The organism is Nonomuraea sp. 10N515B (genome assembly GCF_052245915.1).
Lineage (GTDB): Bacteria > Actinomycetota > Actinomycetes > Streptosporangiales > Streptosporangiaceae > Nonomuraea.
The window spans coordinates 1-12,254 of sequence record NZ_JBQQBQ010000127.1; the positions used below are offsets into that span (position 1 = coordinate 1).

A 12,254-nucleotide genomic window follows, 5' to 3' on the forward strand; every position below is an offset into this window, starting at 1 on the left:
GTGCCCGTGGAGGACCTGGAACGCGTCGAGGGGCTGGCCGTCGGCGGCCTGCGCACCGTGCCGGTCCGTTGGTGACCGCCTGATCGACACCCGGAGGGAATCATCATGAAAGTCATCGTCGACGAGGGCAAATGCTGCGGCGCCGGCCAGTGCGTGCTGATCGCGCCGGAGGTGTTCGACCAGCGCGAGGACGACGGCATCGTCATCCTGCTCGAGCCCGAGCCCGGCGCTGACCAGCACCCCTTGGTCCGCGAGGCCGCCGCCGTCTGCCCCGGCGCCGCCATCGAGGTGACCGAGCAAGCCTGAGCCGCCTGCACGGGCTCCCCGGCGCGCAGCCGCTAGGCCACCGCCTCGTCGACCTGATCGCGCACGCCGCACTCGCTGGACACCGGCTTCGTGTGCGTGCGCTCCCTCCTGGACGTCCTGGTGGAGCGGCCTGACCTGCGACCTGCGCGCCGTGCTCGATCAGCGCCGGCACGTGGTCGCGTGCCCGGCTCCCCGACGACCGGAAACGAGGGCAGCGCCGCCTCGTACTGCCACCATCCGGCCACGGCGAGCGCGACGGCACCCGAGATCAGAAACAGCGGGGTTCTGGAAGTCCTCGCGGCGACCATGATTCGACGATGCCAGCTCCGGCGTCGGATTGCGTGGCCGAAGCCGGTGGCGTTGAGCGCCGGACGGGTGACGTCTGGAACTCCCGAAGCGGCATGCCGTCGTCCGTGCCGATCATGCGTGCGCCTCACCTGCCGTGAGGGGGTTGGCCCCGGCTGGCCGGTATCGGAGGCCGTCGACGAGCAGGGCGATCATGCGCTGGGTGTAGCCGTCATCGTCTGGTGCGACGATGTCGTTCATGGCCCGCAGCAGATCGTGCGGGGCGAGATCAGAGCGGATGTCGCCGGATGCGGCGGCTGCGTCCAGCAGCTTTGCCAGGACAGGGACGAAGCGCTGGTGGAAGTATTCGGGCAGGCTTTCGTAGGCGGGGTCGCCGGAGTGCAGGGCGGTCTTGAGGCCACGCTTGGCCGCGACGAACGCCGCGAAGCACTGCAGCCACCGGGTGAGGGCTTCGACCGGCTCGTACTGCTGTGAGAAGGCCGGCGCGGCCTCGGCGCAAGCGTCGACGTCGCGGCGGAAAACGGCGGTGATGAGGTCCGAACGGTGTGGGAAATGGCGATAGAAGGTGCCCGCCCCCACCCCGGCCTTGGCGGTGATCCGTCGCACGGGGGCGTCCACGCCCTCTGACTCGAACACCTCGGCGGCCGCGGTCAGCAGGGCGTCCAGGTTGCGCTGCACGTCGGGTCGCACGCGGCGGGCGGGCGGTTCTCCGGGCGGCTGATGGGTCATGGTGTGGGATTCCCCTTGCAATACGGAACGCTGTTCCGTATTCTTTGACTGAACGGTGTTCCGCTTTCAGTCTAGCGGGACCAGCATGCCCACACACAAGGAGAACCGTGCAGTACCGCACCCTCGGCCGGACCGGCATCAAAGTCAGCCCCTACGCGCTCGGCGCGATGATGTTCGGAGCCGCTCCCGGCAACTCCGACCACGACGACGCGATCCGCATCATCCACAAAGCGCTGGACGCGGGGATCAACTTCGTCGACACCGCCGACGCGTACTCGCGCGGCGAGTCCGAAGAGATCGTGGGAAAGGCGCTCAAGGGACGTCGCGACAACGTCGTCCTCGCCACCAAGCTGCATCTCCCGATGGGAGACGACCCCAATCAGCGAGGCAACTCAAGACGCTGGATCATGACCGCGGTCGAGAACTCGCTGCGTCGCCTGCAGACCGACCACATCGACCTCTACCAGATCCACCGGCCCGACCCCGACACCGATATCGAGGAGACGCTGTCCGCGCTCTCGGACCTGATCCACAGCGGTAAGGTCCGGGTGATCGGGTCGTCCACGATGCCCGCCTCCGACATCGTCGAAGCCCAGTGGGTGGCCGAGCGGCGTGGCCTCGAACGGTTCCGCACCGAGCAACCGACCTACTCGATCCTCAACCGCGGCATCGAAACCGAAGCGCTGCCCGTCGCCCAACGCTACGGAATGGGCACGCTGGTATGGAGCCCGCTCGCGAAGGGAATGCTCACCGGCCGTATCCGCAAGGGTCAGCAGACCGACCTCCGCCGCGCCACACTCTTGACGAGCTTCAGTGACGAGCGTCGGCTCGATGCCGTCGAACAGATCATTCCGCTCGCCGAAAGGGCGGGCTTGCCGATGACGCACCTCGCGATGGCGTTCGCGATCGCTCATCCCGGCGTGACCAGCGCGATCATCGGGCCGCGCACGATGGAGCAACTCGACGACCTGCTCGCCGGCGTCGACGTCACGCTTTCCGACGAGATCCTCGACCAGATCGACGAGATCGTTCCGCCCGGCACCGATGTCGGCACGCCCGACCAGTCCGCCTACCGTCCCCCGTCTCTCCAGCGCCCGGCCCTCCGCCGCCGCCCCGTCGGTGAACGAGCCGCCGCCTGACCGCATCCCCTCACTGCTCCAGCACGACGGGAGCATCCGCAGGGCCCGCCGTGCGTCCCGTCCCGAGGAAAGATCACTCGACTCGTCCCCCGCTTCGGCCTTCGGGGGTCAGCCCACATAAGCCCAAAAGCCACATTGAGATGATCTTGAAGGTTTGAGCGGGTGGGTTGATGAAGCTGTGATCTTCTTCGTCTGTTGCGCGCGTGTTCGTCTCGCTACGGTTTGTTCCGTCCGTTGGCGGGTTGAGCCGGGAGGCGCGTGCGGTGACGTCGGTCGAGCGGACCGCCTATCGGGTGTTCCCGCGTTTGATGATGACCCGCGAGCTGTATCTCTTCTACTCCCCCTTGCAGGAGGAGATGGCGTGGTCGCGGGATGAAGACCGACACCGATGAGCACCTGCTGGCGCTGACGCTCGCGCTGAAGTGTTTTCAGCGGCTGGGCCGTTTCGTCAAGGCCCGTGAAGTGCCGCCCGTGGTGGTGGAGCACGTACGACGGTGCCTGGAGGTGGGCGAGGACGTGGCCCCGGTGTATGCCTTGCCGCGTACGGCGGAGTCACATCGGGTGCTGGTACGGCGCCGGGAGGGGGGTGGCGTACGCGCCGGGCAAGGCTTGCAAGATCGCGGCCAAGGCGATGACCCGGGCGGCGTGGGTGAAGAACCATCCGCCGGATCTGATCAACGTGGCGTTGGAGCGGCTGGCGCAGGCGCGGTTGGAGCTGCCGGCGTTCTCGACGCTGGATGCCATGGAGTCGACGATCCGCGGTCAGGTCAACGGGCAGATCTTCCAGACGATCTGGCGGCGGCTGAGCGCGCACGACCGTGCTCGGATCGAGGCGTTGCTGGTGGTCGGGCCGGGTGGCAAGAGTGATCTGGACCGGTTGAAGAAGCCAGCGCGGCGGGCGAGCTGGTCGAAGTTCAAGGAGCAGGCCGCCCACCTGGCGTGGGTGGAGGGATTGTGCGATACCGAGGCGGTGCTGGAAGGCATCGCCGCCTCGAAGATCGCCGATTTTGCCGGGGAGGCCGATGCGGCCGACGCCGACGTGCTGGCCCGGACCTACACCGTCGACGCCAAGCGGGTCGCGCTGCTGGTGTGCCTGGTGCACACCGCCCAGGCGCGGGCGCGTGACGATCTCGCCGAGATGTTGTGCAAGCGGATGGCGGCCACGAACAAGAAGGCCAAGGCCAAACTGGAGGAGATCCACCTGCGGCAGCGGCAGGTGGTGGAGAGCTTGATCCTCACCTACCGGGGTGTGCTGCAGGGCCTGGTGCCGGGCGGGCCCGGTCGAGGCGGCCGAGGCCGCGGCCGCGCAAATGGTGATGATGGCCCTGGCCGCACTGACCGGCCCAGCGGGGGACGCAGACACCGAGGCCAGCATCGAGGCGGTCGGGGGAACCGGGGAGCCAGATCAGCGGGCCGGTCTGGAGAGCGCGGTCGAGGTGCTGGTCAAGGCGGTGCGGATGCAGGCCGCGGGGATGGGGTCGGTCCGCCAGGTGGTGGAGCGGGCCGGCTGCGCGAGCGCGCAGCCGGCCGACATCGAGGCGGTCACCGCCTACCAGCACGACAACCACGAGCTGCTCATCCAGCAGTTCTTCAAGGCCGATCGGTCCACCATGCTCGCCCTGACCGCCGTGTTGCGGTTCAAGGCGACCTCGGCCGAGCACAGCGTGCTGGAGGCTCTGGAGCACGCTTTGACCTACTGGGGCAAGACCTGCGACTTCATCCCCGCTCGCGGCACCGATGGCCGCCTACTGGATCTGGGGTTCGCCTCGGCCAACTGGCTGCGCGCGATCCGGGATCGCAAGCATCCGGGCATGCTGGTCAAACGGCATTTCGAGGCGATGATGTTCGCCTGCCTGGCCGAGGAGTTACGCACCGGGGACATCGCGGTGGCCGGGGCGGCGGAGTACGGCGACTGGAGCGGCCACCTGCTGAGCTTCGACCAGTGCCGGCCCCTGCTGGCGGCCTACTGCGCCGAGGCGGGCCTGCCGGGAAGCGCGGCTGAGTTCGTGGCCGAGCTGAAGGCGCGCCACCGCCAGGCCGCCGAGCGCCTGGACGCCGGCTACGCCGGCAACGAGGACCTGACCTTCGCCAAGGACGGCACCCCGACGCTCAAGCGGCCGGCCGGGCTCGGCACCACCGCGGCGGCGGCCAAGCTGGGGGCGGAGATCAAGGCGCGGATGCCCGAGCGCACGCTGATCGAGATCGTCTCGCGCACCGCCTACTGGCTGGGCTGGCACCGGGATTTCGGGCCCGCCTCCGGCCACGATCCGAAGCTGAAGAAGCCGCAGGACCGCTACGTGCTGACCACGTTCGCGTGCGGGTCGAACATGGGCCCGGCCGAGGCTGCCCGGCACATCGAGGGGATCACCGCGCACGAGATCTCGCTGGCCAAGAACCGGCACATCAGCCTGGCCAAGCTGAACAAGGCGATCACCGATGTGGTCAACGCCTTCGCGCAGCTGGACGTGGTGAAGGCCTGGGGGGATGACAGCAGCGTGGGCACCGACAGCACGCAGGTCGACACCTACATCGACAATCTGCTCGCCGAGACGTCGATCCGATATGGGGGGTTTGATGGTATTGCCTACCATTACGTATTGGATAACTATATTGCCCTGTTCTCCCGATTTGTGCCCTGCGGGGCGTGGGAGGTGATCTAGATCATCGACGGGCTGCTGGCCAACGCCTCCGAGGTCCAGCCCAAGACGGTGCACGCCGACACGCAAGGCCAGTCGTTCCCTGTCTTCACGCTGGCGCATTTGTTCGGGTTCGATCTGATGCCGCGCATCCGCAACTGGAAGGGCCTGACCTTCTTCCAGCACGCCGACCAGGTCGCCTACCACCACATCGACTCCTTGTTCCGCGCCGAGAGCGGCGCCCGTAATGTGATCGATTGGGAGCTCGTAGAGAAGATGTGGCCCGACCTCATGCGGGTGGCGATCTCCATCCGCGAGGGCAGGCTCAACTCCGTCACCCTGCTACGCCTGGCTCGGCTCCCACTCGCGCAAGAACGAGATCTACAAGGCCTTCCGGGAGGTCGGCCGCAGCGTGCGCACCGTCGCGCTGCTGCGCTTCCTGGCCGACCCCGCGCTGCGCAGGCGCATCACCGCGGTCACCAACAAGGTTGAGGGGTTCAACGGGTTCTCCGCCCGGCTGCGCTTCGGCAACGACGGCGTCATCGCCGACAACGACCCGGCCGAGCAGGAGAAGATGATCAAATTTAACTCTTTGCTGGCTAATTGCGTGATCTTCCACACGGCGCTGGACATGATGGAGGTGATGCGCCGGCTGCTGGCCGAGGGCTGGGAAATCAGCGCCGAGGACGTGGCGCAGTTGTCGCCCTACCTGACCGCGCATATCGGCCGGTTCGGCCTGTACGCCACCGACGTGCTGCGGCTGCGCCCCGACGACTTCGACCCCGACCTGCCCGAGATCGACTTCACCACTCTGGCTGAGGCTGCCTGAAAGGGGCTGGCCGAGCGTGCGACCGGCGGGGAGCGAGCGCTCCGCCCACTCCACCTCAGCCAGCGATGGGGTGAACACCTCCGCCAACTCCCGAGCAGACACCGCCCTCGCGAACCTCGGATAGGCCGTCCGATCGATCGACGCCGCCCGAACCCCCGGAAACCGTTACCAACCAGCGCGAACCACCAGATCCTAACGACCGGTGATCAGCCCGCGGCCCGTTTCGTCTTCCGGTGACACCCCAGGTAGGCGCCAGGCGTCGATGTCGGCCTGGCCACGGCTTGGCAGCTCACGATCGGGCTGGCTCAGCCGGAAGTTCTCGAGATGCGGCCACGACCAGCGAACCTTCCGCGGGGGCTTTGACGAAACTGCCCTGACGCGGCGGGTTTCTCAATCTGTGCAGCGCGTGGCAGCCGCATCGTGTAGGCAAGCTGTTCAGGGAAGGTCGGGGATGCGTTCGCCACGCTTCGCAGGGCGCTGGGTTGGCGATGAAGCCGGCCACGCAACGTCGTCGATCGCGAGCCACGGCGCGACTGCCAGGGCCGTGGGCGTGAGCCCGGCAAACGTCGTGACCTCGCGGTGGAGGTGGGACTGGTCGACGTAGCCGCTCTCGGCGGCAACGCGGGCGGCGGCGTGACCCGCCGCGAGTAGGTGGGCGGCGTGGTCGAAGCGCACCAGCCGGGCGGCGCGTTTGGGTGTAATGCCGAGCTGGGACCGGAAGCGGGACCACAGGCGCTTGCGGCTCCAGCCGACCTCGTCCGCCAGGCCGTCGACCCGCACCCGCCCCCGGCTGGTGAGCGTCCGCCGCCAGGCGTAGGCGACCTGCGGATCGACCGGTGGGTGGGCGCCCAGCCGTCGGCCGAGGATGTCCACCGCGATCGTGAACCGTTCGTCCCACGACGCGGCGGCGCGCAGCCTGTCCTCGGCTCGCTCGGCGTCGCGGCCCCAGACCTCCTCAAGGGCTACCACCGTCCCGCTGAGCTCGGTCGATGCGCCGAACAACGCAGCCGCCGCGACCGGCTCCAGCCGGATCTGGAGGCACTGGCCGGCTCCCCAGCCAGCCGCCCGGAGATCGCCGGGGAGGAGCCCGACGACGACACTGCCGTGCTCGTGCCGGCCATGGGTTTCGTAGACGACGCCTTCTCCCTCGCTCAGATCGACGAGCAGGGTGACGGACGGGTACGCGACCATGGCGATGTCCACCAAGGCCGGGGCACGATGGCGGAACCCGGCCATGCTGACCCCCGGCAGCCGAACCGACGGGCGTGGGACTGCGACGTCCACCCACGCCCGGTCAGGTGGCGTCCCGGTCGGCAACACATGGCCAGTCTAGGCATCAGGGGTCACGGGTTGTCGGCGGCCGTTGCCGTGAAGCGCAGCAGCAGTTTGCTGGTCGTCTCGGGCGCTTCCACCATGGGGAGGTGCCCGACGCCGGGCAGCAGCTCGACCCGTGCGTTCGGCACCGCGTCGTACTGGTGCGCCGACGACGGCTCCCAACGGGGGTCGGCAGAGCCGAAGATCACCTGAACGGGGACCTGGAGGGCGGCCAGACGCTCGGGCACGCTCCGTTCGGCGATGTAGGCGGTGTTCCGGCGCAGCACCGTCCTCATCACGCGGTAGGTGATGCCCCGTACGTCGGCGACCACGTCGTCCGGGAGGTCCACCGGGCGAGCAGCCATCGCGCTGATCCCCTTGCGGATCATCGCATCCGAACGCCTCGGCCACAGGAGCGGGCCCAAAGGCGGGGCCAACAGGAGCCGAAGGATGAACGGCTGCCGAAGGAGCGCATCCACACTTGGGCCGCTACTGATCAGTGCAAGCGAACCCACGAGGTCGGGACGTTGTTCGGCAAGCGCGGTGGCGACGTAGCCGCCGCTGGAGTGCCCGACCACGGCGACGTGACGAAGGCCGAGGTCGTCCAGCAGCGCCGCCACCTGGCCCGCCTGCGCAGGCACGTCATACGACGGCGCGGGCGGGGACTGGCCGCAGCCCGGCAGGTCGACCCGGATGACGTGATGGTGGCCGGCCAGTGCCGGGACCACCGGGCTCCAGAAGCCGCCCGAGGCCCCCGATCCGTGGATGAGCAACAACGGGGGCGCCTGCCGCGGGCCGTCATGGACCACGTGCATCCCATGCGAGTGCTCAATGTCGTACTCACTCATGCGGAGACTATGCACGGGCGGTCGACTATCAATCTTGGACAAATGTTCCCGCAGAGTTGAAGACCGACGGCCTGCCACCATCAACGGTTGTACCGATGTCCCCCAAGGCCGGAAAACGGGCCTAGCGGATCGCCCGATACTCCGGCTCATTTCCGCGCAGCGGGAGCCATGGAGATGTTCCAGAAGTCGGCGTAGTGGCCACCGTGGTCGAGCAGTTCGTCGTGGCTGCCTTCCTCCACGATCCGACCGCCGTCCAGAAAGACGATGCGGTCGGCGCGTTGGACGGTCCGCATCCGATGCGCCACCATCACCACCGTCCGGCCCGCCATCAGGCGCTGGATGCCCTCGTGGACGGCCGCCTCGTTGACCGGGTCCAGCGCCGAGGTCACCTCGTCCAGCAGCACGATGGGCGCGTTCTTCAGCAGCGCCCGCGCGATCGAGACACGCTGGCGCTCACCCCCTGACAGCAGCGCGCCGCCCTCGCCGACGTTCGCCGCCCATCCGCCGGGCAGTCGCTCGATCACCTCGTCCAACCGCGCCGCAGTCGCCGCCGCCCGCACCTCGGCAACGCCTGCGTCGGGACGGCCCAGGCGCACGTTCTCCTCGATCGTGCCGTCGAAGAGATAGACATCCTGGAAGACGATGGCGATCCGCGCCATCAACGCCTCGGTGCTGATCGCGCGCACGTCCACGCCTCCCACGCGCACCGCGCCGGCGTCCACGTCGTAGAAGCGCGCCAACAGCTGCAGCAGCGTGCTCTTGCCCGCGCCGGACGGCCCGACGACCGCGAGCCGCTGTCCCTCAGGGACGGTGAGCGACACCTCGTCGAACACCGTGTGCACGCCGTGCCGGAAGGCGACGGCGTCGAGCTCGAGGCCGTGGTGCGTCGGCTCGCGGGGTTCCCGCAGCGGCTCGGTGCGTAGCACCGTCTCGAGTCTGGCCAGCTCCGAACGCGCGCCGCGGAGTTTGCCGCCGATGTCCGACAGCGACAGCAGCGGGTCGGCGCAGCGGGCGGCCAGCACCAGGATCGCCAGGATCTCCGCCGCGCCGATGTTCCCGCCGAGCGCGAGGTAGGCGCCCAGGACCAGTAGCCCGGTGAAGATCGTCTGCACGGTGAGCGTCAGCCCCACGGCGCTGGGCAGCGTCGCCAGCACGGTACGGCGGGAGGCGCGCTGGGCATCCAGCAGCGAGTCGTCGAGCAGCTGGAAGCGTTCGCCGGTCCGGCCGCCGGCCCGCAGCACCGGCTGAGCCTGGAGGAATTCGATGACGCGCCTGCTGGCCTCCTGGTCGCGTTCGTGACGCTCGGCGTCGGCGGCGGCCGTCGCGCGTGCCGTCCAGGCCTGGATCGCCGCCACGACGGGTGCGGCGAGCAACGCGGCCAGCCCCATCCGCCAGTCGAAGGCGGTCATCACGGCCACGATGGTCAGGGGCGTGACCAGGGCGGAGATGAACGGTGCCAGCAGATGCGCGGCCACACCCATGGCTTGCAGGAGGCCGCGGCCGGCCAGGACGGACACCTCGCCAATGCGAGCGGCGTTGTACCAGCCGAGGGGGAGGCGGGCCAGATGCTGGCCGAGCCGGTGATACATGCCGCGCAACATGGTGGTCCCGACCCGCATGCCGGACAAGTCTGGCGTTGATCGAGATGCCCTGAGGTGTCGATGCGCCGGATAACGTGCGGGAGTCGCGCGACCGCCGTCGGGGTGGATCCGCACGTCGGCGCGGCTGGACGGGGCGATGCACGCGATAACGGCCCTTTATCCCGCACATGGCGCGAGACCTCCAGTGCGCCATTTACCGAGTACTGCGCGTCGTCTAGACTCGCAGGTCACATCGTGGCCCAGTCCACCCTTCTGGATTCGACGTCCCCACCCCCTCCGAACCTGTTCGACAGCGCTTGCGCCGCTGGTGGCTCTCGCTCAACGCCCACCACGGCGTTCGCTACTGGATATGGACCCGCGGACTGCCGATTCTGCGGATCGGCACAGCGTGAAAGGCTCGACGCCGGGCAGGTGGCGTGACCATTCAGCGGCGGTGAGTGTACGGCCCGCGCGTGCGCACACTGTCGCGGCCACGTGCCGCTCGTCCACGTCGTGCACACGGATGGTGCCGTCGGAGGCGGCGGTGTGGAGTTTCGTACCGTCCACAGAGAATGCCACCCACCCGCTGCCGGTGCCGTTCGCCACCTGGTTTCCGTCGAAGACGACGCCCAGCGGTCGCCGGCTCGGCACGTCCCAGAGACGTACGCGCGAGACCTGCTCGTACGTCGCGATCGTGCGCCCATCAGGCGACCAGGCCAGCATGGCGGCCTGGCTGCCCGGCACCGCGGGGAACTCGGCGATCCGGGTCCTGATGTCGCCGTCCCACAAGGTGAGCCGGCCGGTGGGCCCGGAGAATGCCACCTGCCGGCCGTCCGGGCTGAAGGCGAAGGCACCGGCGAGCTGCCCGGTGCCCGGCGCGGGAGGCCGGGTGACGCCCTTCGCCGGATCGATGAGCTGGAGCGGGTTACCGGTCACGAGCAGCCGTCCGTCGGGGCGGAAGGCGAGGTCGTTCGCGCCCGTCCCGGTCTCCGCTCGTTGAAATCCGCGTTCGAGGTCCCACAGTTCGACGCGATCGTGCTCCCCGTAGCGCGACACGGCCAGCGTGCGTCCGTCCGGGCTGAACGCCAGCGCCTGGGCGCCCTGCTTGCGGTCGCCCTCCAGCTTGAGCCGGGCCGACACCTTATGCCCGGTCAAATCCACGACGTGGACCGTGTCACCGGCGGCCAGGGCGAGCCGGCGTCCGTCGGGACTGAAGGCGGTCGCACTGCCGCCACTGCCTGACCAGCTGATCGGTTTCATCAAAGAGCGGCCCCTCGCCGTGTCCCTGACCTCCATCCGGTCGTTGTCCCAGATCGCGGCCAGCACGCGCGTGGAGGGGTCCAGCCGTACGTTCCCGCCCTCGATGCCACCGCTGATCGGCGGGTCGAACACCATCGAGACGTCCTCGGTGTGGACGGCGCCGTATCCGTCCAGATAGCGGACGGCCCGGTCGGGGAGGTCGAAGCGGAGCCCGCTGGCGAAGGCGGGCATGACCCGGCTGTACGCCGTTTCAAAGGTGGAGCGCCGCCGAAACGTCAGCCGGTCCCAGCCGCCCCAGTCGGCGATGAAAGCGTCGCCGAAGACGAAGCCGGCCTCTCGGCCTGTCTCGCCCTTCTGGCCCATCACTTCCTCTCCGGATGGCAGCTCGAGCACACGGAGCCTGGTCTCCGTGTCCGAATTCAGAAGCTCTATGGTCACCATCATCTTGCCGTCGTCGCTGAAGGCGGTCTGGTTGATGGTGCCTTTGTCCCGCCCGAGCCACGGGATCGGCGTCTTCTTGCCCCGGCGCAGGTCCCACAACTCCGCGTCATGGCCCTTCACCACGTAGCCGAAGCGGCCGTCCCGGCTGATCGCGTTGAGCGCGGCTCCCGAGGGGGCGGTGAGCTGCTTGCGCTTGGCGACGTCCCACAATTCGGGTATGGCTTTCGCCCCCCAGGGGATGGCCAAGTAGCGCCCGGAGCTGTCGAAGCTCAGTGTGCCGCTGCTCGATTGCCTGCCTTGACGGGCGATGGGGGCGCCGAGCGGTCTTCCGGTGCGCGTGTCCCACAGCCGTACCTCCTTGTCGTCGAGGAGGGCCAGGGTGTGCCCGTCGGGGGCGAGCGCGGCTTGGGCCACGTTCGCGCTCACCCCGGACAGCGCGCCGATCCGCCGTTTGCCGGTGACGTCCCAGATCCTGGCCGTCCCGCCGTCCACGGACACGAGCACGCGGCCGTCCTGGCTGAGGTTCAGCACGGTCGCGGCCGTGTAGTCGGGGTCGTGGAAGACGGAGGTCGTGGTCTGAGAGAGCGAATCGTAGAGCGCGCCGCGGGTCTCGGGCAGCTCCGGGCTCAGCCGCCAGCCGGCCACGCTCAGCAGCTTCGCGACCTGAGGATCGCTCTGCCGCAGGTCGGCGGCTCGCAGCGCGAGCTCCCTCGCCAGCGCGTCGTCGCGCTGGCGGTTCGACTCCCTGCGCAGGTATTCGGCCGTGCCCAGCCCGCCGAGTGTGGCCACGAGTAGCACGGCCAGGGCGGCCGCGACCAGGTTGCGCCGCCTGGACTGCCGGCGGGCCTGCCGGGAGGCGGCGTCGA

General features: G+C 68.9%; 9 protein-coding genes and 2 pseudogenes. 4 read left to right on the forward strand and 7 right to left on the reverse strand.

Features of this window, described 5'->3' with window-relative positions:
- Positions 1-105 precede the first annotated feature (105 nt).
- Positions 106-306 (forward strand): ferredoxin, encoded by a 201-nt coding sequence (locus ACTWQA_RS57430; RefSeq protein ID WP_443167219.1) that lies wholly within the window; start codon positions 106-108, stop codon positions 304-306.
- Positions 307-338: 32 nt separating this feature from the next.
- On the opposite strand, the gene ACTWQA_RS57435 is transcribed toward ACTWQA_RS57430, so the two are convergent.
- Both ACTWQA_RS57435 and ACTWQA_RS57440 read right to left on the reverse strand, forming a co-directional pair.
- Positions 339-614 carry a hypothetical protein gene (locus tag ACTWQA_RS57435; protein WP_443167220.1) on the reverse strand — a complete coding sequence of 92 codons (276 nt, stop codon included), beginning with the start codon at positions 612-614 and terminating at the stop codon, positions 339-341.
- A gap of 112 nt (positions 615-726) precedes the next feature.
- A complete protein-coding gene (locus tag ACTWQA_RS57440) occupies positions 727-1,341 on the reverse strand; it encodes a TetR/AcrR family transcriptional regulator (RefSeq protein ID WP_443167221.1) in 615 nt (204 codons plus the stop codon).
- Between the two features lie 107 nt (positions 1,342-1,448).
- On the opposite strand from ACTWQA_RS57440, the gene ACTWQA_RS57445 reads away from it, so the two are divergent.
- Together ACTWQA_RS57445 and ACTWQA_RS57450 are read left to right on the forward strand one after the other, a co-directional pair.
- Entirely contained in the window at positions 1,449-2,480 is a 1,032-nt protein-coding gene (locus tag ACTWQA_RS57445; protein WP_443167222.1) for an aldo/keto reductase, read from the forward strand.
- Between the two features lie 372 nt (positions 2,481-2,852).
- Positions 2,853-2,999: pseudogene (locus ACTWQA_RS57450) on the forward strand (DUF4158 domain-containing protein); the annotation flags it as partial.
- 33 nt (positions 3,000-3,032) lie between these two features.
- On the opposite strand, the gene ACTWQA_RS57455 reads toward ACTWQA_RS57450, so the two are convergent.
- Positions 3,033-3,224, reverse strand: coding sequence for a hypothetical protein (locus tag ACTWQA_RS57455; RefSeq protein ID WP_443167227.1), 192 nt, complete (start codon positions 3,222-3,224; stop codon positions 3,033-3,035).
- Positions 3,225-3,946: 722 nt separating this feature from the next.
- Between ACTWQA_RS57455 and ACTWQA_RS57460 the strand changes: the two are divergent.
- A pseudogene (locus tag ACTWQA_RS57460) lies at positions 3,947-5,945 on the forward strand (transposase); the annotation flags it as partial.
- 435 nt (positions 5,946-6,380) lie between these two features.
- On the opposite strand, the gene ACTWQA_RS57465 reads toward ACTWQA_RS57460, so the two are convergent.
- The 4 genes from ACTWQA_RS57465 to ACTWQA_RS57480 all read right to left on the reverse strand — a co-directional run.
- Entirely contained in the window at positions 6,381-7,265 is an 885-nt protein-coding gene (locus ACTWQA_RS57465; RefSeq protein ID WP_443167223.1) for a helix-turn-helix domain-containing protein, read from the reverse strand.
- 23 nt (positions 7,266-7,288) lie between these two features.
- The gene (locus tag ACTWQA_RS57470; RefSeq protein WP_443167224.1) at positions 7,289-8,107 is read right to left on the reverse strand and encodes an alpha/beta fold hydrolase; all 819 of its coding nucleotides are present in this window, start codon (positions 8,105-8,107) and stop codon (positions 7,289-7,291) included.
- A gap of 146 nt (positions 8,108-8,253) precedes the next feature.
- Positions 8,254-9,726: an ABC transporter ATP-binding protein gene (locus ACTWQA_RS57475; protein ID WP_443167225.1), complete on the reverse strand. Its 1,473-nt coding sequence runs from the start codon at positions 9,724-9,726 to the stop codon at positions 8,254-8,256.
- A gap of 300 nt (positions 9,727-10,026) precedes the next feature.
- On the reverse strand, positions 10,027-12,254 hold a 2,228-nt coding region (locus ACTWQA_RS57480), incomplete at its 5' end, for a WD40 repeat domain-containing protein (protein WP_443167226.1).